This window comes from Sphingobium lignivorans (genome assembly GCF_014203955.1).
In the GTDB taxonomy this organism is placed as follows: domain Bacteria; phylum Pseudomonadota; class Alphaproteobacteria; order Sphingomonadales; family Sphingomonadaceae; genus Sphingobium; species Sphingobium lignivorans.
The window spans coordinates 2,640,814-2,660,833 of record NZ_JACHKA010000001.1; the positions used below are offsets into that span (position 1 = coordinate 2,640,814).

Below are 20,020 nucleotides of genomic sequence, written 5' to 3' on the forward strand. Positions count from 1 at the left end.
TTACTCGGCCAGGCTGTAGGCTTGGCGAACATTATCCAGCATCGCCGCCAGGGCGGTACGGTCGTGCCAGCGCCCCTCAACCATCACACCCACCGGATCGCGTAACGTCCCCAGATCATCGAGCGGACTGGCGGCGCTGACAATCAGGTCAGCGCGCGCGCCGGATTCGATTACGCCGTTCCGCGTCGCGCCAATGGTGGTGGCAAGAAATGCGCCGGGGATGCGCGTCGCCGTCGACAGCGCCTGAAAGCGGCTGAGCCCCGCCTGCTCCAGCTCGGCCAGGTTCTCATGCAACGAGAAGCCGGCCGCGACGCAGGGGATAGTCGGCGCATCGGTGCCGGCGAGCAGGGGCACATCAGCATCGGCCATCGCCTTCAGCATCTGCTGCAGGAAGGCATATCTGGCGCGCAGATCAGCCGTCTTTGCGACGTATCCGCTGCGCCGCCATGCGAGTCTGTCCGCTGGCGACACGAGACTCGCATTTGCCGCCGCAAGGCAGGCTGCGACCACCTCCCTGTGCCCGATGACCCGCATGATACCGCCATAAGTGACCAGATCCGCGCCAACTGCGGTGCCGTGGCGCCGCAGCAGCGCGATCACATCTGCGATCCGGGCCACCGGCGGCGGTGCATCGGTCTGCTCCGACCCCGGTGCCGAGAAGAAGGTGTAGAAAAACTCTTCCGCATGCGCGACGGCCGCCTGGCCTTGCTCGATCTGCGCTTCCAGGCCCAATTTGGTGATCCCATGGCCGACCAGCGCCAGGCCCTGGCTGGCTGCCTCATCAGCCGCGGCTGCAAAGACATCGGCCTCGAGATTGTTGTAGACCTTGATGAAGCGGTAGCCATTCGTCTTCGCCAGCATCACCGCGGTCCGCGCCTCCTTTGGCGTTGTGACGGTAAAATGCCCGAATGCAGGCGAGCCATCGATAACGAAGGCACTGAACACACGGGGACCGGCGATGTCTCCTCGCGCCGCGGCGGAGGAAAGCCGGCCGACGAACGCCATGCGCGCGTCTCCCATGTTGACGATGGTCGTGACGCCATTTGCCAGATAAACGGCAAGGTCATCGCGCGTGTCTGAATGGACATGCATGTCGGCAAGTCCCGGAGAGACCCATAGTCGCCCTTCGCCATCGATCACCTGCGCGTCGGCCGGAACCTTGATGTCGTTGCCGATCTGCGCGATGTAGCCGTCACGCACGATGATGGTCTGATCCCGCAAGACGCGCTCGCGGTCCATGGGGACCAAGTTGACGCGCACGAACGCAGTTTCCCGCGCCTGCAGCGAAACAGCGAAGAGGGCCAGCAGGAGGCCCATGATGGCTCTGGCGAGGCTTGGCACTGCTCCGCTATAAGACTGGACCGGACGGACGCAAGATCCCAACCTGTCGCGGCCCAGCCAGGATGGGAGGCGGGCAGATAGCAATACCCGTCAGCGACGCCCTTGGAGCCCGCCTTCCGCTCTGATAGGCAGGCCCGAACACGGACGGGACGACACCGCAACGGCCATGCACGGACATAGCAGCCAAGACCATGATCACGGTCATCCGGATGACGGGCACGCGCACGATGCCCATCACCATCATCACGCACCCGCATCCTTCGGCCGGGCCTTCGCGATCGGCATCGTGCTCAACACCGCTTTCGTGGTCATCGAAGCGGTTTATGGCTTTCTCTCCGGTTCGATGGCGCTGGTCGCCGATGCCGGGCACAATCTCTCGGACGTTCTCGGCCTCGTCATAGCCTGGGGCGCGACCGTGCTCTCGGCCCGATCGCCCTCCAGCCGCTTCACTTATGGATTCAAGAGCTCGTCCATCCTCGCCGCGCTGCTGAACGCAGTGCTGCTGATGATCGCCGTGGGGGCGATTGCGCTGGAAAGCATCCAGCGCTTCATCAATCCAGCGCCGATCAACAGCGGCACGGTCGTCATCGTGGCAGGCATCGGCATCGTCATCAACGGCTTCACCGCATTGCTCTTCATGCGTGGCGGCAGGGATGACATCAATATCCACGGCGCCTTCTTGCATATGGCGGCAGATGCGCTGGTCTCGCTGGGCGTGGTGGTCGCCGGTGTGCTGATCGGCCTCACCGGCCTGCTGTGGATCGACCCGCTGACCAGCCTCGTGATCGTGCTGGTCATCACCATCGGCACCTGGGGGCTGCTGCGGGATTCCGTGAAGATGAGCCTGCTCGCCGTGCCGGACCGGGTGGATCACGAAGCGGTCGAAGCCTGGCTGCGTGCCCAGCCCGGCGTGACGAAAGTCCATCACATCCACATCTGGCCGCTTGGTACCACGGACACTGCGATGACGGCGCATCTCCAGATGCCGGCCGGGCATCCGGGCGACGCCTTCCTGCAGCGGCTGGACGCGGAGATGAGCCGGCGTTTCCGCATCGGCCATTCGACGTTCCAAATCGAGATCGACGCTGCCGAGGGGCGCGTGCCCGGCTGCCCGGCCTGACGGGCGCTCCGTTCAGCCGGGCTTGCGACCGCTCGCCCACCACACACGATGCGGCACGAGCAGAGGCTCCGCGCTGAAATCAGCGGCGAGCAGAGCGCGCAGGCCCTCTTCGAAGCGATCCGTCGCGGCCGGGTCGAGACTGGCGCGGACGCCGGCGCTGGCCCGGATGCGCCCGCACCAGCCATCATGACTATAGGGCTGCGTCACATCGAAGGAGCATGTCTCGATATCCGTGAAGCCCGCATCGGCCAGATCGCCGGGCCATTGCGGATAGATGCCGGTGCCACCGCCCATGGTCCAGGCCGGGTTCGCCTCCAGGATCAGTCCTTCGGTCGCTTCCACGACGGAACCGCGCAATGGCAGCCAGTCGAAATGGGCAATGACCATGAAGCCACCGGGGCGCAGCACGCGGAAGGTCTCGGCGGCGGCCTGCGCGCGATCGAACCAGTGCCAGCACTGGCCGGCAGTCACCATGTCGAAGGCAGCATCAGGAAATGGCAGGCTCTCGGCCGTCCCCTGCCGATAGTCCACAGTGACGCCAGTTTCCCGGTCAAGCCTCGCCGCTTCGTCCAGCAGGGCCGGCGCCGGATCGAGCCCCGTCACACGCATGCCGCGCCGCGCGAAGCCCCGCGCCAGCGTACCGGTCCCCGTGCCGACATCGAGTATCGTTGCGACACCCGAAAATGCGCCGGTACCGGCCAGCCGGTCGAAGAACGCCTCGGGAAAGCCGGCCCGAAAAGTGCCGTAATCCGATGCCGTGCGTCCGAAATCCACCTGCGCACCGAAACGGGCGGTGGCCTCGATGTTCGGACCGCGATCCGCTGACGCCGTCCGCGCACCGGGCTGGATCATGGCATCGCCACGAATGCACCCTGCGCCCGGTCCTTCACTACCTCGGCCGCGCGAAATACCGTGCCGTTCATGGTGATGTAGACGCCCGGCGGCGCGATCTGCGCCGTCGCGAAGGCCATGCCCAGATTGAACGGCGCATCGCTCTCCGCAAAGCGGGCGGGCGCAAGCGCGCCAACCAGGACGACAGCACGGTCCTGCGCCAGAGGGGCCAGCGCTGCGGCCGTCTGCGTCATCGTATCGGTGCCATGGGTGATGACGACCGGCCGACCGGGCGCCGCCGCGACGCGCTCCACGATAAGCGCGCGATCGGCATCGTCGAGATCGAGACTGTCCTTGCGCAGCAGTTCCACGATCTCGACCGGATGCGTAACCCGCGCAGCGTCGAGCACGCGCGCGAGGATCGACTCGCCGATGCGGTATTCGCTCAGCGCGTCGAAATAGAGCTTGTCGATGGTGCCGCCGGTGGTGAGCACGAGGATGGGATCGCGGGATTTGATCATGTCTCGTCCATAGCGCGGAACACCGCCGCCCCGCTACCCGTGCGAAGCGATTGCGCACCGGCCCGCCAGCCCGTAGAGCAACGCGCCATGATCCTCGTCATCGACAATTATGACAGCTTCACCTGGAACCTGGTCCATTATCTGATGGAGCTGGGCGCACAGGTGGAAGTGGTGCGCAACGACGCCATGTCCGCCGGGCAGGCGCTGTCCAGCGGCGCGCAGGCCTTCCTGCTTTCGCCCGGGCCCTGCACGCCCAATGAAGCGGGGATCAGTCTGGATCTGGTCGCGGCATGCGCGGATGCCGGCAAGCCGCTGCTGGGCGTGTGCCTCGGGCACCAGGCGATCGGACAGCATTTCGGCGGCAAGGTGGTGCGTGGCGGACTGATGCACGGCAAGACATCGCCGGTGAGGCATGACGGCACCGGCCTGTTCGCGGGCATCCCCTCCCCCTTCATCGCGACGCGCTATCATTCGCTGATCGTGGAGGAGATTCCGGAAGCGCTGATCGTCAACGCCACCAGCGAGGACGGCTCCGTCATGGGTTTCCGCCACGCGAGCCTGCCTATCCACAGCGTCCAGTTCCACCCCGAGAGCATCGCCACGGAACATGGCCATGCCATGTTGGCCAACTTCATGAAGGTCGCGGGCATCAAGGTGACGGAGCGCGCCTGATCTTGCGGCGAACTGCAGTCCCTGCCCGTCACGACCCGTCCATCGTTTTTGAAGTCTGATCTCCTGCCATGCGGGCGCGCGAAGCGATGCCCCCTGCGTCGCAGAACGCCTGCTATATGGACAATGATTGTATTTCGTATACTAAACTTCGAGTCGAGGATTCGAAGGGGAAGCGGACATGCGCAGGCACTGGTTCATCGCGGCGGCACTGGTCGCTGCATCGGTATCCACGGGGGCGCTGGCCCAGGGCGCTGCCGACCAGCAGCTCAAGGCCCTCTACGACGCCGAGTGGCAGTGGCGAGTCAGCGAGAATATGGCGCGGGGCGAGGGTCCGCCCAATCCGCACATGCCGCATGTCGACGCCGCGTCGCAGGCGCGGCGCGCTGCTTACTGGAGCGATGCGCTCAAGAAGCTGGACGCCATCCCGCTCGACCAGCTCTCGCCGGAAGAACGCATCAATGCCGAAGTGTTCCGGGAAGCGTTGGAGGGCTTCCTGACCGAGTATCGCTTCAAGGAATATGAGGACGCATTCGGGTTCTGGACCTGGATGGCCCCCAATTATGGCTTCGGCTCGGTCGAGGGCTACAAAGCCTATCTGTCGCGCCTTTCCGAAATGCCGCGCTATGTGGACGAGCAGATCGCCAACATGCGCGCGGGAATCAAGCGTGGGTTCACGCGTTCGGCGATCGCCGTGAAGGGTCGCGAGAAGGCGGTGGAGCCGCTGGCGAGCACGGACGCCACAGCCAACCCCCTCTACCAGCCCTTCACCATGATGCCTGCCAGCATCCCCGCCGACCAGATCGCGCCGCTACAGGCGCAGGGCAAGGCCGCCGTCGCTGAGACATCGAAGGCGTTCGCGAAGCTGCTGACTTTCCTCCAGACCCAATATATGCCCAAGGCCCGCACCGAGACCTCCGCTGAGGCACTCCCGGACGGCAAGGCCTATTATGCCGCCAAGCTGCGGCAATATACCACGCTGGACCTGACGCCGGACGAAATCCACGAGATCGGCCTGAAGGAAGTCGCCCGCATCAAGGCGGACATGGACCGGACCATGAAGGAATCCGGCTGGACCGGCGATTTCGCCGGCTTCCTGCACTTCCTGAAAACCGACCCGCAATTCTATGCGAAGACGCCTTACGAGCTGCTCGCCAAGTCCTCTTATGTCGCCAACAAGATCAATGGCGAACTGAAGAACACGATCGGCCTGCTGCCGCGCTATCGCTTCACCATCCGGCCAACGCCAGACAATATCGCGCCCTTCGCGACCGGCGGCAATGGCGGCCTCGAAAGCTGCAAGATGAACACCTACAATCTGCCGGCACGGCCGCTCTATACCATCCCACCGCTCACCGCGCATGAATGCGCGCCGGGCCACAGCTTCCAGGCCGCCCTCGCTCTGGAAGGCCCGGACAGGCCGGAGATCCGCAAGAACACCTATTTCTCCGGCTATGGCGAAGGCTGGGCGCTCTACATGGAATGGCTGGGCACCAAATGGGGCATCTACGAGACGCCTTATGACGAATTCGGCCGCCAGACCTACGAGATGTGGCGCGCCACTCGCCTCGTGATCGACACCGGGCTGCACCACAAGGGCTGGACCCGCCAGCAGGCCTATGATTATCTCAGGAACCACACAGCCCTGTCCGACCATGAGGTCACGATCGAGACGGACCGCTACATCACCAGCCCGGGCCAGGCCAATGCCTACAAGCTGGGCGAACTCCTCATCCGCCGCAAGCGTGCCGAGGCGGAAAAAGCATTGGGCGACAGGTTCGACCAGCGGTGGTTCCATGACGTGATCCTTGGCCTGGGCGCGGTGCCCCTGCCCACGCTGGAGCGCGTGATCGACGAATGGATCGCGGGCGGCGGCAAGAACCCCAACCCCGATCTCGTCGCGGACTGAGGCGCGGAGCGGCGCTTGTCCGGCGCCGCTCTTCCTGCCGCGAGGGCGCCGTCCCCGCCCCGGCCGCTTCCCCCTTTCCGGGGTAATCCTCGCCGCGCGCTGGCGAAACCGGGCATGAACGGGCTCGACTTTTTCGATCCACGGCCCTTATGGCAACGACCATGAGCGCGATGACCTCCCTGCCCGACCCCACCGCACCGCTACCCGAGGCGGATGCAGCCCGCGCCTTTGCGGCCATTCTCGATGGCGCGGTCAGCGATGAGGCCATCGCTGCCTTTCTCGTCGCCCTCTCCGACCGGGGCGAGACGGCAACCGAAATCGCCGCTGCAGCGCGGGAAATGCGCGCGCGGCTGATCCCCGTCACCGCGCCGCCCGGCGCGATCGACGTGTGCGGCACCGGCGGCGACGGGCATCATACGCTCAACGTCTCCACGGCCGTCAGTCTCGTGGTCGCGGCATGCGGGGTACCAGTCGCCAAGCACGGCAATCGTGCCGCCTCATCCAAGGCTGGAGCCGCGGACACGCTGGAAGCACTGGGGCTCGATCTCGACCGCGCGGCGCAAACTGCCGAGCGCAGCCTCGCCGAGATCGGCATCTGCTTCCTCTTCGCGCAGAAGCACCACCCTGCCCTGGCGCGGCTGGGTCCGATCCGCCGGGCTCTCGGGCGGCGCACCATCTTCAACCTCATGGGCCCACTCGCCAATCCCGCGGGCGTCACGCGCCAGCTCATCGGCATCGCGCGGCCGGCCTATGTGCCGATCTATGCGCAGGCGCTCGCCTCGCTGGGCATCGAGCGGGCCATGGTCGTCTCGGGCGACGAGGGGCTGGACGAACTGAGCATGGCCGGGGGCAACGACGTCGCGGACGTGACGGCTGACGGCATCGTGGCGATGCGACGCGTGAGCGCGGCCGACGCCGGCCTGCCATCCCACCCCATCGATGCCATCCGGGGCGGCGACCCGGCGCACAACGCCGCGGCGTTGCAAGCGCTCTTGCTGGGCGAGCATGGTCCCTATCGCGACGCCGTGCTGCTCAATGCCGCCGCGGCGCTCATGGTCGCCGGACGAGCGGAGACGCTGGTCGAGGGTGTCGCGCAGGCCGCCGAAGTCATCGACAAGGGCCTTGCCAAGGCCCTCCTCCAGTGCTGGATCGCTTACGAATGAACAAGCTCGACGAAATCTGCGCCACCAAGCGCGAGGAAGTTGCCGCGCGCAAGGCGGCGATCAGCCTTGCGGACCTCGAGAGCCGCGCCGCCGCGCAGACGCCGCCGCGCGGCTTCCGCCGGGCGCTGGACGCGAAAGTGGCCGCAGGAGGCTATGGACTCATCGCCGAGGTGAAGAAGGCCAGCCCTTCCAAGGGGCTCATCCGCGCCGATTTCGATCCGCCGGCTCATGCCCGCGCTTATGAAGCCGGCGGCGCGGCCTGCCTCTCCGTTCTGACCGATGCCCCCTATTTTCAGGGCCATGAGGATTATCTTGTGGCCGCCCGCGCTGCCTGCACACTGCCGGTGCTGCGCAAGGATTTCATGGTCGATCCATGGCAGATCCTGGAAAGCCGCGCGATCGGCGCCGACGCGATCCTCATCATCGTCTCGGCACTAAGCGACCAGCAGATGTGCGAGATCGAGGACGTAGCCATCGGCCTGGGCATGGACGCGCTGGTGGAAGTGCATGATGCCCACGAGTTGGAACGGGCGCTTGCCCTGCGCTCGCGCCTCATCGGCGTCAATAATCGCAATCTCAAGGACTTCACCGTCGATTTTGCCCGAACATATGAGCTGGTGGGCAGTGCGCCGCAGGGCTGCACTTTCGTCGCCGAAAGCGGCCTCACCACGCGCGCCGATCTGGACGACATGGCGGAGCACGGGGTGCGCTGCTTCCTCGTTGGCGAATCGCTCATGCGGCAGGCGGACGTCGAATCCGCAACCCGCGCGTTGATCGGCGCCGCATGACCGGGCTCAGCCATACCGACGAAGCGGGGGCCGCGCGCATGGTGGATGTCTCCGCCAAAGCGGACACTGCCCGCACCGCTGTCGCAACCGGCCGGATCGACATGAATGACGCGGCGCGCGCCGCGATTGCCGAGGGAAGCGCCGCCAAGGGCGATGTGTTCGCCGCGGCACGCATCGCCGGGATCATGGCGGCCAAGCGCACGAGCGACATCATTCCGCTTTGCCACCCGCTGCCGCTCACCGGCATCACGCTCGATCTTGCGCTCGACGAGAAAGGCGCGATCGCCACGGCGACCGTGAACACGGCAGGCAAGACCGGCGTGGAAATGGAGGCGCTCACGGCCGTCTCTGCGGCCCTCCTCACCTTGTATGACATGCTCAAGGCAGTCGACAAGCAGATGATCATGAAGGACATTCACGTCTCGGCAAAGAGCGGCGGGAAATCCGGCGACTGGTCGGCATGAGCCTGCTCCCCGTCGAGGAGGCGCAGGCCCGGCTGCTCGCGATGGCGAGCCCCCTGCCCGCCTGCCCCGCGCCCCTGGCCGAGGCTGCCGGCCGCTACCTTGCCGAACCGCTTGCCGCCGCGCGCGATCAGCCCTGGACGGATCTCTCCGCCATGGATGGCTATGCCGTGCGCCATGCGGACATGCCCGGCCCCTGGCGCGTCGTGGGCGAGATGGCGGCGGGTGCCGTACCGGGCCGTGCGCCTCTTGGCGAAGGCGAGGCGATGCGCATCTTCACCGGCGCGCCATTGCCCCCCGGTGCGGACACGGTCGTGGTGCAGGAGGACGTCCATGTCGATGGAACGCTGGTACGCCTCACCGGCGAGGGACCCGGGGGACGGGGACGCCATGTCCGTCCGCGCGCCAGCGACTTCGCACAAGGCGCTACCCTGCTGCCGGCTGGCATCCGCCTCGGCCCAGCTCAGGTCGCGCTGGCCGCGCTGGCGGGATACGGAGCGATGCCGTTGGGGGGGCGCCCGCGCATCAGCATCCTTTCGACCGGAAGCGAGCTGGTCCCGCCCGGCGCGCCTTGCTCACCGGGCCGCCTGCCCGCCTCCAACGGCGTCATGCTGCGCGCGATGGCCGAGGGTGCCGGCGCGACCGTGGCCGGGGAAACGCTGGTTCCCGACGATCTCGGCTTGCTGACACAGGCCCTGCGGCACGCCGCCGAAGCGGATGAAGCGCATGTCATCGTCACCTCGGGCGGCGCCTCGGTCGGCGACCACGATCTCGTGCGGCCTGCGCTGGAGGCCGCGGGGGGCAGCATCGATTTCTGGCGGATCGCCATGCGGCCGGGCAAGCCGCTGATCGTGGGCAGGATCGGCGGCGCCATCCTCCTCGGCCTGCCGGGCAACCCCGTATCCGCCATGGTGACCGGCGCATTGTTCCTGCTCCCGCTGGTCCGTCACCTCGCAGGCGCTGCCGAACCGCTGCCTCGGACGCGCGATGCCATGCTTGCCGTCGACATGCCGGCGGTGGGCGGCCGCACCGATTTTGTGCGTGCGACCGTGGCAGGCGAGACCGTCACGCCCATCGCGTTCCAGGACAGCGCGGCCATGCATGCAGCCGCCAGAGCGAATGCACTCATCGTCCGCCCCGCAGATTCGCCGGCCTCCCGCGCCGGCGAAAAGGCCCCGATCCTCGACTGGCCCGCCCTCGGCCTCGCCGGCTGAGCGATCTCCTGCGATTTTCCCCAACGGACTCGTTGACAAGCCCGCTCGCGCCCGCTACCCGCGCCCACCTACCCAACAGGCAGTCCACTGCCCCGTGCCCAGATGGCGGAATTGGTAGACGCACCAGCTTCAGGTGCTGGCGATCGCAAGGTCGTGGAGGTTCGAGTCCTCTTCTGGGCACCATTTCTGGACGCTAAGTGCGTCCAGCAACGTCCAGTAAGCGACTGGTTTTGCAGCATTAATCGACCGATGATCGCCGGCTAAATGTCCGGTGACGTCCGGTCAGAACCATCAACAGCACAACATCCCTGATGGTGCTATCGATGGTCTCCGGATCGACCCGGCTTGCTGGGAAGACTCCAATGCTCACACACATCAAAATCACATCCGCCAAACCCGCAGCGAAAACCTATCTCCTGCGCGACACCCAGGGCCTGTATCTTGCCGTTCAGCCTACAGGCTCGAAGCTGTGGCGCCTCAACTACCGGTACCTGGACAAGCAGAAGACGCTCCACCTCGGTCGCTGGCCGGAAATCGGCCTGGCCGCTGCACGCGCCAGACGGGATGAGGCCCGAAAGCAGATCGCGGAAGGCATCGATCCCGCGATCGAAAAGAAGCGGGCCAAAATCGCTGCGAGATATGCGGCGGCCAACACGTTCAGCGCGGTCGCGGAAGAATGGCTCCTGAAGTGCGAGCGCGAAGGCCTCGCAGCTGTGACCATCGACAAAATTCGCTGGCTGCTCTCCAAGGCCTATCCGGTCATCGGCAGTCTGCCGATCTCGCAAATCACTCCCCACGAGGCCCTCGCCGTGCTGCGCAGGATCGAAGCCACCGGCGCCTACGAAAGCGCCCGGCGCATGCGCAGCGTGCTTAGCCGGGTCTTCCGGTATGGCGTCGCTACGCTCCGATGCGAGAAGGACGTGGCACGTGATCTTCGGGGCGCGATCGCGACGCCAAAGGTCAGGCACTTCGCCGCGATCACCGACCCGGCGGACGTGGGCAAGCTTCTGAGGGCCATTGATGGCTATACCGGCAGTGCAATCACACGAATGGCGATGCGAATCTCGCCGCATGTCCTTTTGCGCCCCGGCGAACTCAGGCTGGCCTTGTGGAGCGATATCGATCTCGACAAGGCGATCTGGTCGATCCCCGCCGAGCGAATGAAGATGCGCAGGCCCCATCGCGTGCCGCTGTCGCGCCAGGTTCTCCTGATGCTGGAGGAACTGCGGGAATGCACCGTCTACTGGCAGTATTTGTTTCCTGCCCGGGGGAAGCCGCGCAAACCGATGTCCGAGAACTGCGTTAATCTGGGTCTGCGTCAGCTGGGCTACGCGAACCAGATGACCGCGCATGGTTTCAGGGCGATGGGCGCGACGCTGCTCAATGAATGCGGCAAATGGCACGCCGATGCGATCGAGCGGCAGCTTGCACATGTGGACACCAATCAGGTCCGGCGCATCTACGCCCGCGGCGAATATTGGGATGAGCGGGTGCACATGATGCAGTACTGGTCCGACTATCTCGATACGCTGCGGGACGGCGGGAAAGTGCTGCAGGGCAGCTTCGGCAAAGACGGAACTTCCGGCTGAATGTTCTTTCCGGCGCTGGCACGGGGCAGCATCGTCTCGTGTCAGCGCCACTGATCGGTTTGCCGGTCACTCCCGCATTGACGACCGCAGTATCGGTCATTCCCCGTGATTCGTATCGCTGCCTGACCCGGGCATGGCTGAAGCCTCGTTGCCCGTCAGGACCTTCAGGCTCCGATACTGGACGAGCGTCGCGCGCCCGACCTTCGTTGTTTCAAGGTCACCGGACTGGATGAGCTCGTAGATCCGGGATCGGCTGAGACCTGTAATCCGGACGGCCGTGGACACACGCACCGTCAGGGGCTCAATCTTCTTTTCCCATCCCCGCTCGATCATTGCTGCCCCCTTAGCGCAGCGTCACGGGCCCTCAGAAATCCGCGATCGCTCTCAAGGAATGCCGCGAGCATCGCGGGAATGAGTTCGGTCAGCGGCTCGGGTGCGCCATAGGCTTGCTCATAGGCACGGGCATAAGCCTTGAGCGCCTGATGCAGCTCGGGTGAGAGCGTGATGCCGAGCTTGACCGGCGTCCGATCGGGAAGCTTTCCCAGTTTCAGGTCCGCCATGTCAGTCTCCTTGTTCATGCCAGGGCGCGAGGTTCAGATCCTTGTGAACGACCAGGCGCACGGGCGCGCCGGGCCGGATCGTGATAGTCGGCTGGATGTTGAGATTGCGCTGGGTGATCCGGTCGCCGGCGCGCGATACCGTATCCTGTGTCGCCATGCGGAGCGCCTTCACAAGATCGCTCTGACCGGAGAAGGCCAGCTCGGAGCTGACGCCGAGCAAGGTCGACAGAGCGACGCCTTTCAATAGCTGCCAGGTGTGAAAATCCACCTTGTCCTGCAATCCGGCATACCCGGAGGGACCGGTCGCCGGCACGTTGTCGATACGAAGCGAGCTGCCGTCTGGCAGCATGATCCGTTGCCAGACGACCAGCGCACGCTTCTGCCCGAAAGCCACCACACTGTCATAGCTGCCGATTAGCCGCGCGCCCTGCGGCACGAGCAGAATACCGCCGGTGGCGCTGTCATAGACATTCTCGGTCACCTGGGCGGTGACCAGCCCGGGCAGGTCAGATCGGATGCCCGTTATGAGGCTGGCCGCGATCACACTGCCGGCCGACAATGTGTAAGGCGACGGGGCCGGGACGAGTGTGTGCGGATTCGTGTCGCCGCGCGGATCGAGGCTGCTCACGAATTCGGCCTTGCGCCCCTGGGCGTTTGGATCGCGCTCGGGATCGAGCGCGACCTTGCCATTGTCCGCCGATGAGGCCGGCGCGGAGGCAGCCGGCGCCGCAGGCAGGCTGTCGGCGGTGCTGCCCCCCTGGCGGCTCCGCACCAGCACGTCCGATTCCCGCGCCGCCTTCTGCTCGGCAATCCGGCGCTCGCGCTCGGCTGCCTCGATCTGCTGCGCCTGCTGATCCACCGGGCCGGCCACCCCAGCCATCGCCCGCTGATGCTCGAGGATCGGCCTGCCGAGATCGCCGGGCAGCGGCGGACCCAGCCTTGGCAGATCGCCATAGCTGGCCGGCGCTCCGCTCAGCGCATCGCTCGTCGGACGTGCGTTCGGCTGGGACAGTTCCTCCTGTGCATCGAAGCGCTGGAACATACGCGGCTTTAGCGCCAGCCAGGCGACCGTAATGAGACTGGCCGAGCCGATCGCGGCAATGGCGATCATGACGCCGCGCCTGAACCGGATCGCGCGCGGCGGCCGGGCGCGCAATACCAGCGTCTCCGGGTCAGCCTTGGGCGCCGGCTGGAGGGCTGCTTCGCTCATGAGCCCCTCCGACGCCGACCGCTGTCGCTCACGCGGGCGATGCGGACGATCTGCTGATGCCTGAGCCCCAGCCGCAGCTCGGCCACGTCGAACAGCCGATCTACCACATAGAAGCGGCCCTGGACGCGGTAGTTGACAAGGCTAGCCTCGCCTTTCGCATCGACGAGGAACAAAGGCGGCGCCTCGCCGGTCGCGAGGCTCGCCGGGAACTCGATGAAGGACTGCCGCCCGTCGTCGAACGCGCGCAGCGGCCGCCACGCCGGGTTGTCGCCGGTGATCGCATAGCCGAAATTGAGCTGCTCGACAGCAAGCCCCGAGGCGACCGGCCGGGCCGCCGCCGCCTCGGTCTGCTGGCGCCGGATCGCGATCAGCTCATCCTGCGGATAGGTCCAGGACAGCGCGGCCATCGCGGTCGTCGCAGTGCTTTCGAGCTGCAGATGATAGGCGCGCCGGTCCGTGGTGATGATGAGGTTGGTCGACAGGTCCGCCGCGAACGGCTTGACGAGGATGTGCGCGCGCTTCGTGTCGCCGGTGCCGCTGCTCGTATCGCCGACCGTCCAGCGCGCGGTGTCTCCCGCAGCGATCGAGACGATCGTCTCCCCCGGCTGAAGCGCGATGTCGGTCACGCGCTCGGGCGCTGCGAAAAGCCGATAGAGCACGCCGTCGCTATAGGGATAGATCTGAACGGCGTTGATGAAGGCGCGCGCGGCCGGCTCCTGCGTTGCCTGCACATTGGCGGCGCGCACGCGCAGCTCGGCCTCCGAGGGCCGCACCTGTCGATGCCGGAGAGGCTGCGTCGCTGCCACGGGCATCGGGGGAGCTGGCGGGATCGCTGCCAGAATGACGGGCGGACTCGCTGCGACCACCGGCGGCGCGACCGTCGCCCGGGGCGTTGATTGGGCATGGGCGGTGGCGGCCAGCACGGCCGTCGCGAGGATCGCATATTTCATGGACGGGTCTCCGGTTGGGGTTGCGCGGGAGTGCCGGGGTTGAGGTCGAGTGGGGAGCCGAGCGGCAGATTGGCCGGAGGCCGCATCGGGGCCGGCCGATCGGCCGACGTCTCAAGCTCGCGACTCCAGTCGATCGCATCGACATAGAGACCGAGCGGGTTCTTCCTCAGCGTGTCGGCGGTCTTTGGCGGCCTGACCGTCACGCTAAGGATGGCTGTCCAGCGCGACGTACCCGCCAGTGCGCCGCGGTCCCAGGCCGTCTCGGTCCATTTCACCTGAAAGCTCGTGTCGGATGCGCGCACAACGCTCGTCACCTGAACCGATACGGTCCTGTCGCCGAGACCCGCGAAGGGATTGGCCGAGCGGGCATAGTCGCCGAGGAAGACGCTTCCACGCGTCGTCACGAAATCATAGGCTGACAGCCAATTCTGGCGCATCAGCACGGGATCGAGCGAGCGACCGCGGACATCCGCGATGAAGCGGCTGAGGAACCAGGCGATCTGCGGATCAGTCGGCCGATATGTCGCATCCGCCGGACTGACAGCGCGGGGTTCTCCGAGCTGGTCCACCTCGACCACATAAGGGACAACGCGGCTCTGCATCGACTGCCACAGCAGGCCGCCGGACAGCGCGGCAGCGAGGCCCAGCCCGCCGAATGCCATCAGCCGCCAGTTGCGGGCCTGGACGCGGGCTGAGCCAATCCTTTCGTCCCAGAGCTGGCCGGCACGCTGAAACGGTGTTTCCGGTTCGGGGGTTCGTCCATAACGCTGGACCGGACGCTTGAAGATCATGAGGATCAGTCCTCCCTTTGCTTGATGTCGGGGGTGGCGCCATGACCGCCGCGGTCGCCGGATTGCAGCGCATGGATCGCCATCTGACGGTGATGACGGGCGGCCTGCCTGGACTGGAGCCGGCGTGCCCAGCCGGGGGGCCTATCGGATACCGGCCCGCCTGCGGTCGCGCGGGCTGACGCGGGCGCGGTGCCCCCCGTTGCCCAGGCCGCTTGCTGGCCCCGTTCGGCAGCGGCGCGAACGCCGAAAGCATTGTTCAGCCGCTGCGCCGCTGTACCGCGCGCGGCTGTGGCGAGGCCGCCCAGACCAGCACCGACCGTGTTGGAGCCGGATGTTTCCTGGCCGAGCTTCCAGGCCGTGGACGAGGCTGATCCCATCGTCGTGCCAGCGCGGATCGCGCCAAGGCCCGCGCCCGCGAAACCCCGCGCCGCGGAGACACCGGCACCACCAGCGGCGGCGAATCCGCCTGCCGCCAGTGCTGTCGTGGCGATCGCCGATCCGGCGCCGAGCTGTGGGGCGCCTGCGACCAGGCCGGACGCGATGCCGGGGCCGAAAATGCCAAGCCCGAACAGGGCGAGGCTCGCCAGCACGAGGCTCATCGCCTGCCCGATGTCGGGTTCCTGACCCTGCAGCGCGGTCGTGAACTGGGTGAAATAATTGGAGCCGATGCCGACGATGACGGCGAGCACCATCACCTTGATGCCGGAGCTGACGACATTGCCAAGCACCCGTTCGGCGAGGAAGCTGGTGCGGTTCCAGAAGGCGAACGGCACGAGGATGAAGCCGGCCAGGCTGGTCAGCTTAAACTCGAGGATCGTCACGAACATCTGCACCGCAAGGATGAAGAAGGCGAGGATGACGATGACCCAGGCGATCAGCAGGATCATGATCGTCAGGAAATTCTCGAAGAAGCCGGTGAAGGTGGTGAGCTTCGACGCCTGATCGAGCAGCGGCCAGGCCGCCGAGAATCCAGTGCCGGCGAGCCTGCCGGGCTTGAGCAAATCGTCCGCCGTCAGCGTACCGCCGCCGGCCGTGAGCCCGGCCTGTGCGAATGACCGGAAGATGATGTCGGCCAGCGTCGAGAAGCTGTTCAGGATGAACGCGAAGGCACCGATATAGAGCACCTTGCGGATCAGGCGCCCCAGCACATTGTCTTCGCCACCCAGGGCCCAGAACAGGCCGGCCAGCGTGATGTCGATCGCGATCAGCGTGCGGGAGAGGAAGCTGACATCCCCGCCCAAGAGGCCGAACCCGCTGTCGATGTAGCGGATGAACGCCTGCATGAAGCTGTCGATGACGTTGAGGTCGTTCAAATTCGTTGTCCTGTTGAAGCGGGATGCCGCGGGACGTGCCTGGGGAGCTGAGGGCGACACGCCCCGCGGCGACGGCGGCGGGAGGCGAACCGCCGCCGCCTGATCCGGCGCAGCCTATTGGGGGGTGTAGGCGTTACCGGAACCGAGGAACCTGGCGGTTGCCGCCTGCCCATCCGCCTTGGACTGCGCACGCTGCGCCTGCTCGATCGCCTGCGCGCGATATTGCGCGGCCAACAGGTTCTGAATCTGGAACTGCTGCTTAGCGGTGAGCGCCAGAAGCTGGTTGGTGGCCTGTTGCGCCTGAAGCGCGCCCTGTGCGCCCTGGCTGCGCGCGACGATGCCGGCGAGCGCCTGCGCGTCAGTCTGCACATTCTCGACAACCTGCGACTGGACCGTCATGGTCTGCTGGAATGCCGCCTTTGCCGTATCCATGCGGGCGCGGGCACTCTGCACCTGCTGGTTGGTGGTGAATGCCTGGTTCAAGCTGTCGGGGAAAAGCTGGTGGAATTGCTGGTCGAGATTGGCGACACGGAACTGGATGCCCTGCGCCTGTCCCATGAGCTGGTCGATCTGCTGGATTGTCTGGGTGATCGTCTGAAGCTCGGGAAAGCTGATCGTCGTCAGGTTCTTCGTCTGGTTGATGAGACTCTGCGCCTGGTTCTGCAGCATCTGGATCTGGTTGTTGATCTGCTGCAGCGTCCGGGCGGCCGTCAGGATATTCTGGCTATAGTTCGAGGGATCGAACACGGTCCATTGCGCCTGGGCAGGCGTGCTGGTGGTCACAGCGATGATGAGCGCGCCGGTCGCGCCGAGACCGAGCGCGGACGCGATCAGATATTTGCGTGGGACGATACGCATTACAGGACTCCTTCTTTGGGGGCAGGGGGGGCGGTAAAGTCAGCGAGCAGCTCAGCGGCCCAGTCGAGGCCAGTGGAAGCGAGGAAGTGGGTCGCGAACTGATCCGGCCCTTGCTCGGCCAGGATGCTGTCGATCCGCTCCTGCGTGGCGGGATCGGACGCGCCGCACAGCGCCAGCGCAATCGGTCCCAATCCCAGCTCGAACAGCCGATTGCCCCGCGCCGATTGCAGATAATAGTGCCGCTTCGGCGTGGCGCGGGCGATCAGTTCGATCTGGCGGTCGTTGAGCCCGAACCGCTCATAGGCGGCGCGCGCCTGCGGCTCGATCGCGCGATCATTGGGCAGCAGGATACGCTGCGGGCAACTCTCGATGATGGCCGGGGCAATGCTGCTTTCGGCCACGTCGGCGAGGCTCTGGCTGGCGAAGACGACACCGACATTCTTCTTTCTGAGCGTCTTCAGCCATTCGCGGATGCGCGCGGCGAACAGCGGATGGTCGAGGAACTTCCAGGCCTCGTCGAGGATGAGCAGCGTTGGCCGTCCGTCGAACCGCTCCTCCAGGCGGTGGAAGAGATAGGTCAGCACCGGCGCCACCGCGCCCGTGCTGTTCATCAACGTCTCGGTCTCGAAGCACTGCATATCGGCAAGCGCGAGCCGGCTTTCCGCCGCATCGAGCAGCCGTCCATAAGGGCCTTCGAGCGTATAGCTGGCGATCGCGGACCGGAGCGCATTGGACTGAAGCAGGAGGGCCAGGCCGGTGATTGTCCGTTCATCGGGCGGGGCCGACGCCAGGCTGCCAAGTGCCGACCAGACCGCTTCCTTGATGGCCGGATCGACCACAACCTTTTGCTGGTCGAGCAAAGCCACGATCCATTCGGACGCCCAGGCCCGTTCCGCCATGTCGTCGATCGCGCGCAGTGGCTGGAAGGCCAGACCGCCCTCGTCGTCGCCGGACCCGAGCGCGTGGTGAGCGCCACCGCATGCCAGCGTCGCAGCGCGGGCCGAACGCCCCATGTCGAAGATATAGATCTGGCTCGCTGCATAGCGCCGGAACTGGAGCGCGATCAGCGCCAGAAGAACCGATTTGCCGGCGCCCGTCGGCCCAACGACCATCATGTGACCGACGTCGCCGACATGGGTCGAGAGCCGGAACGGGGTCGAGCCAGCGGTCTGCGCCACGAGCAGTGGCGGCCCGTCGAGATGAGCATTGCGCGCCGGTCCCGCCCATACCGACGAGAGCGGCATGAGATGGGCCAGGTTCAGCGTGTGGACGATGGGCTGGCGGACATTGGCATAGGTCTGGCCGGGGAGCGACGACAGCCATGCCTCGACCGCGTTCACACCCTCGCGGATCGTGGTGAAGCCCAGCCCGTTGATGATCCGCTCGACGTTGCGGACCTTGTCCTCCACGCGCACGCGATCCTCATCCGCCACGGTGATCGTGGCGGTGAGATAGCCGAACGCGACATGATCGCCGCCCAAAGCCTGCAGCGCGAGATCGGCATCGATCATCTTGTTGTCGGCATCGCTGTCGAGGAGCTGCGCCGGCTGGTTATACATCACCTCGCGCAGCAGCGCGGTGATCGACTTGCGCTTGTTGAACCATTGCCGCCGGAGCCTGGTCAGCACCCTGGTCGCATCGGCCTTGTCGAGACTGATGAAGCGCGTCACCCAGCGATAGGGAAAAGCGGCCTCATTGAGCGCGTCGAGAATGCCCGGCCGGCTCATATTCGGGAAGCCGGTGACGGTCAGCGTGCGGATATGACTGAGCCCCAGCATCGGCTCGAGGCCACCGATGAGCGGCGTGTCGGCCAACAGTCCATCCAGATAGATGGGCGTATCGGGCATCGCGATCGGATGCGGCCGCTCCGATATGGCGCCATGCAGATAGGTCAGCGTTTCAGCCGAGGAGAGCGCGCGCATCTCGGGCATGAAGGCGCCGAACAGGTCGAGCGCGCGATCGGTTTCGGCGACGAAAGATGCGAGCACGCTGCGCCAGTCGCGGCCTACATGGGCATCGGGACGCTCCACAAGCGACCGGCCGGCGGCGTCGCTGCTATCGGCAGGCGGCAGCCAGACCAGCGTCAGATGGAAGCGGCTCTCATAATGCTCGCCTTCGCCTTCGAATTCAGCGCGCCGTTCCTCATCGAGCAGCCAGGACGCCGCATCGGGAAAGGCGCTATCGGGATAGCCTTGGCTCTCGCGCCGTTCCGCCTCGAAGAACAGCGCCCACCCGGTCCCGAAGCGTTTGAGGACATTGTTGGCCCGCGCGCAGGCCGAGATCAGCTCCGCTTCGGTCGCGCTTTCGAGGTCGGGGCCGCGAAACGCCAGGGTGCGCTGGAAGCTGCCATCCTTGTTCAGAACAACGCCGTCCGCGACCAGCCCCGCCCAGGGCAGATGGTCGGCCAGACGGTCGGCGCGGTGGCGATATTCGCGCAGGTTCAGCATGTGAAATGGCTCCTCTGCCTGAGATGGCGGATGAGGACTGGCGCGAAATCGGGGTCGCGGCGGGCGGCGAACACGGCAAGGCTGTGTCCGGCCGCCCACAGCACCAGCCCCGCCACCCATTGCTGGAGACCGAGACCGATCGCGGCCGCGATCGTGCCGTTCACGATCGCGATCATCCGCGGTGCGCCGCCCAGCAGGATCGGCGAGCCCAGGGCGCCGTAAATTGGCGCCTCGAAGCCCTCGATGTGGGCCCCGGCGATATGCGGCGAAGCTGGCATGGCGGTC

20 protein-coding genes and 1 tRNA gene are annotated in these 20,020 nt (G+C 66.0%); 9 read left to right on the forward strand and 12 right to left on the reverse strand.

What is annotated here, in order from left to right:
- Complete coding sequence (locus HNP60_RS12210) at positions 1-1,317, reverse strand: amidohydrolase family protein (protein WP_184154091.1); 1,317 nt, start codon at positions 1,315-1,317, stop codon at positions 1-3.
- Positions 1,318-1,507: 190 nt separating this feature from the next.
- Here HNP60_RS12210 and HNP60_RS12215 point away from each other — a divergent pair, with 190 nt between their 5' ends.
- Complete coding sequence (locus tag HNP60_RS12215) at positions 1,508-2,461, forward strand: cation diffusion facilitator family transporter (RefSeq protein ID WP_184154093.1); 954 nt, start codon at positions 1,508-1,510, stop codon at positions 2,459-2,461.
- Positions 2,462-2,473: 12 nt separating this feature from the next.
- Here the strand turns inward: HNP60_RS12215 and HNP60_RS12220 are convergent, their stop codons facing one another.
- Positions 2,474-3,313 carry a class I SAM-dependent methyltransferase gene (locus tag HNP60_RS12220; RefSeq protein WP_184154095.1) on the reverse strand — a complete coding sequence of 280 codons (840 nt, stop codon included), beginning with the start codon at positions 3,311-3,313 and terminating at the stop codon, positions 2,474-2,476.
- Positions 3,310-3,813: an asparaginase domain-containing protein gene (locus tag HNP60_RS12225; RefSeq protein WP_184154098.1), complete on the reverse strand. Its 504-nt coding sequence runs from the start codon at positions 3,811-3,813 to the stop codon at positions 3,310-3,312. The genes HNP60_RS12220 and HNP60_RS12225 overlap by 4 nt, the downstream gene beginning before the upstream one ends.
- A gap of 87 nt (positions 3,814-3,900) precedes the next feature.
- On the opposite strand from HNP60_RS12225, the gene HNP60_RS12230 reads away from it, so the two are divergent.
- The 8 genes from HNP60_RS12230 to HNP60_RS12265 all read left to right on the forward strand — a co-directional run bounded on the left by HNP60_RS12230 (position 3,901) and on the right by HNP60_RS12265 (position 11,606).
- Positions 3,901-4,485 carry an anthranilate synthase component II gene (locus tag HNP60_RS12230; protein ID WP_184154101.1) on the forward strand — a complete coding sequence of 195 codons (585 nt, stop codon included), beginning with the start codon at positions 3,901-3,903 and terminating at the stop codon, positions 4,483-4,485.
- Between the two features lie 178 nt (positions 4,486-4,663).
- Positions 4,664-6,391, forward strand: coding sequence for a DUF885 domain-containing protein (locus tag HNP60_RS12235; RefSeq protein WP_184154104.1), 1,728 nt, complete (start codon positions 4,664-4,666; stop codon positions 6,389-6,391).
- A gap of 170 nt (positions 6,392-6,561) precedes the next feature.
- On the forward strand, positions 6,562-7,554 hold the full coding sequence (gene trpD, locus HNP60_RS12240; protein WP_184157029.1) for an anthranilate phosphoribosyltransferase: 993 nt from the start codon (positions 6,562-6,564) through the stop codon (positions 7,552-7,554).
- Positions 7,551-8,342 carry an indole-3-glycerol phosphate synthase TrpC gene (gene trpC, locus HNP60_RS12245; protein WP_184154107.1) on the forward strand — a complete coding sequence of 264 codons (792 nt, stop codon included), beginning with the start codon at positions 7,551-7,553 and terminating at the stop codon, positions 8,340-8,342. Before trpD ends, trpC begins: the two co-directional genes overlap by 4 nt.
- Positions 8,339-8,806, forward strand: a complete 468-nt coding sequence (gene moaC, locus HNP60_RS12250) for a cyclic pyranopterin monophosphate synthase MoaC (RefSeq protein ID WP_184154109.1) — start codon at positions 8,339-8,341, stop codon at positions 8,804-8,806. Before trpC ends, moaC begins: the two co-directional genes overlap by 4 nt.
- Positions 8,803-10,017 (forward strand): molybdopterin molybdotransferase MoeA, encoded by a 1,215-nt coding sequence (locus HNP60_RS12255; protein WP_184154111.1) that lies wholly within the window; start codon positions 8,803-8,805, stop codon positions 10,015-10,017. The genes moaC and HNP60_RS12255 overlap by 4 nt, the downstream gene beginning before the upstream one ends.
- A gap of 96 nt (positions 10,018-10,113) precedes the next feature.
- A tRNA-Leu gene (locus tag HNP60_RS12260) sits at positions 10,114-10,200 on the forward strand.
- 179 nt (positions 10,201-10,379) lie between these two features.
- Positions 10,380-11,606, forward strand: a complete 1,227-nt coding sequence (locus HNP60_RS12265; RefSeq protein WP_184154113.1) for a tyrosine-type recombinase/integrase — start codon at positions 10,380-10,382, stop codon at positions 11,604-11,606.
- Positions 11,607-11,702: 96 nt separating this feature from the next.
- On the opposite strand, the gene HNP60_RS12270 is transcribed toward HNP60_RS12265, so the two are convergent.
- The 9 genes from HNP60_RS12270 to HNP60_RS12310 all read right to left on the reverse strand — a co-directional run bounded on the left by HNP60_RS12270 (position 11,703) and on the right by HNP60_RS12310 (position 20,013).
- A complete protein-coding gene (locus tag HNP60_RS12270; RefSeq protein ID WP_184154116.1) occupies positions 11,703-11,939 on the reverse strand; it encodes a MerR family transcriptional regulator in 237 nt (78 codons plus the stop codon).
- Positions 11,936-12,166, reverse strand: coding sequence for a DUF2274 domain-containing protein (locus tag HNP60_RS12275; protein WP_184154119.1), 231 nt, complete (start codon positions 12,164-12,166; stop codon positions 11,936-11,938). The genes HNP60_RS12270 and HNP60_RS12275 overlap by 4 nt, the downstream gene beginning before the upstream one ends.
- Position 12,167: 1 nt before the next feature.
- Positions 12,168-13,376, reverse strand: a complete 1,209-nt coding sequence (locus tag HNP60_RS12280; protein WP_184154122.1) for a TraB/TrbI/VirB10 family type IV secretion system protein — start codon at positions 13,374-13,376, stop codon at positions 12,168-12,170.
- Positions 13,373-14,326: a P-type conjugative transfer protein TrbG gene (trbG, locus tag HNP60_RS12285; protein WP_184154125.1), complete on the reverse strand. Its 954-nt coding sequence runs from the start codon at positions 14,324-14,326 to the stop codon at positions 13,373-13,375. The genes HNP60_RS12280 and trbG overlap by 4 nt, the downstream gene beginning before the upstream one ends.
- On the reverse strand, positions 14,323-15,117 hold the full coding sequence (gene trbF / locus HNP60_RS12290; RefSeq protein WP_184154128.1) for a conjugal transfer protein TrbF: 795 nt from the start codon (positions 15,115-15,117) through the stop codon (positions 14,323-14,325). The genes trbG and trbF overlap by 4 nt, the downstream gene beginning before the upstream one ends.
- 5 nt (positions 15,118-15,122) lie before the next feature.
- On the reverse strand, positions 15,123-16,430 hold the full coding sequence (gene trbL, locus HNP60_RS12295; protein ID WP_184154130.1) for a P-type conjugative transfer protein TrbL: 1,308 nt from the start codon (positions 16,428-16,430) through the stop codon (positions 15,123-15,125).
- Positions 16,431-16,544: 114 nt separating this feature from the next.
- Positions 16,545-17,288, reverse strand: coding sequence for a P-type conjugative transfer protein TrbJ (gene trbJ, locus HNP60_RS12300; RefSeq protein ID WP_184154132.1), 744 nt, complete (start codon positions 17,286-17,288; stop codon positions 16,545-16,547).
- Entirely contained in the window at positions 17,288-19,735 is a 2,448-nt protein-coding gene (gene trbE / locus HNP60_RS12305; protein WP_184154134.1) for a conjugal transfer protein TrbE, read from the reverse strand. Before trbE ends, trbJ begins: the two co-directional genes overlap by 1 nt.
- A complete protein-coding gene (locus tag HNP60_RS12310) occupies positions 19,729-20,013 on the reverse strand; it encodes a VirB3 family type IV secretion system protein (protein WP_184157031.1) in 285 nt (94 codons plus the stop codon). The genes trbE and HNP60_RS12310 overlap by 7 nt, the downstream gene beginning before the upstream one ends.
- Between the last annotated feature and the right edge of the window lie 7 nt (positions 20,014-20,020).

What these genes read in the sequence shown, in the direction of transcription:
- HNP60_RS12275 (WP_184154119.1), bottom strand. Translation starts at nt 12,166, where the DNA reads ATGGCGGACCTGAAACTGGGAAAGCTTCCCGATCGGACGCCGGTCAAG.
- trbF (WP_184154128.1), bottom strand. Translation starts at nt 15,117, where the DNA reads ATGATCTTCAAGCGTCCGGTCCAGCGTTATGGACGAACCCCCGAACCG.
- HNP60_RS12280 (WP_184154122.1), bottom strand. Translation starts at nt 13,376, where the DNA reads ATGAGCGAAGCAGCCCTCCAGCCGGCGCCCAAGGCTGACCCGGAGACG.
- trpC (WP_184154107.1), top strand. Translation starts at nt 7,551, where the DNA reads ATGAACAAGCTCGACGAAATCTGCGCCACCAAGCGCGAGGAAGTTGCC.
- HNP60_RS12225 (WP_184154098.1), bottom strand. Translation starts at nt 3,813, where the DNA reads ATGATCAAATCCCGCGATCCCATCCTCGTGCTCACCACCGGCGGCACC.
- HNP60_RS12215 (WP_184154093.1), top strand. Translation starts at nt 1,508, where the DNA reads ATGCACGGACATAGCAGCCAAGACCATGATCACGGTCATCCGGATGAC.
- HNP60_RS12210 (WP_184154091.1), bottom strand. Translation starts at nt 1,317, where the DNA reads ATGGGCCTCCTGCTGGCCCTCTTCGCTGTTTCGCTGCAGGCGCGGGAA.
- HNP60_RS12255 (WP_184154111.1), top strand. Translation starts at nt 8,803, where the DNA reads ATGAGCCTGCTCCCCGTCGAGGAGGCGCAGGCCCGGCTGCTCGCGATG.
- moaC (WP_184154109.1), top strand. Translation starts at nt 8,339, where the DNA reads ATGACCGGGCTCAGCCATACCGACGAAGCGGGGGCCGCGCGCATGGTG.
- HNP60_RS12220 (WP_184154095.1), bottom strand. Translation starts at nt 3,313, where the DNA reads ATGATCCAGCCCGGTGCGCGGACGGCGTCAGCGGATCGCGGTCCGAAC.
- trbG (WP_184154125.1), bottom strand. Translation starts at nt 14,326, where the DNA reads ATGAAATATGCGATCCTCGCGACGGCCGTGCTGGCCGCCACCGCCCAT.
- HNP60_RS12270 (WP_184154116.1), bottom strand. Translation starts at nt 11,939, where the DNA reads ATGATCGAGCGGGGATGGGAAAAGAAGATTGAGCCCCTGACGGTGCGT.
- HNP60_RS12230 (WP_184154101.1), top strand. Translation starts at nt 3,901, where the DNA reads ATGATCCTCGTCATCGACAATTATGACAGCTTCACCTGGAACCTGGTC.
- HNP60_RS12310 (WP_184157031.1), bottom strand. Translation starts at nt 20,013, where the DNA reads ATGCCAGCTTCGCCGCATATCGCCGGGGCCCACATCGAGGGCTTCGAG.
- HNP60_RS12265 (WP_184154113.1), top strand. Translation starts at nt 10,380, where the DNA reads ATGCTCACACACATCAAAATCACATCCGCCAAACCCGCAGCGAAAACC.
- trbJ (WP_184154132.1), bottom strand. Translation starts at nt 17,288, where the DNA reads ATGCGTATCGTCCCACGCAAATATCTGATCGCGTCCGCGCTCGGTCTC.
- trbE (WP_184154134.1), bottom strand. Translation starts at nt 19,735, where the DNA reads ATGCTGAACCTGCGCGAATATCGCCACCGCGCCGACCGTCTGGCCGAC.
- HNP60_RS12235 (WP_184154104.1), top strand. Translation starts at nt 4,664, where the DNA reads ATGCGCAGGCACTGGTTCATCGCGGCGGCACTGGTCGCTGCATCGGTA.
- trpD (WP_184157029.1), top strand. Translation starts at nt 6,562, where the DNA reads ATGACCTCCCTGCCCGACCCCACCGCACCGCTACCCGAGGCGGATGCA.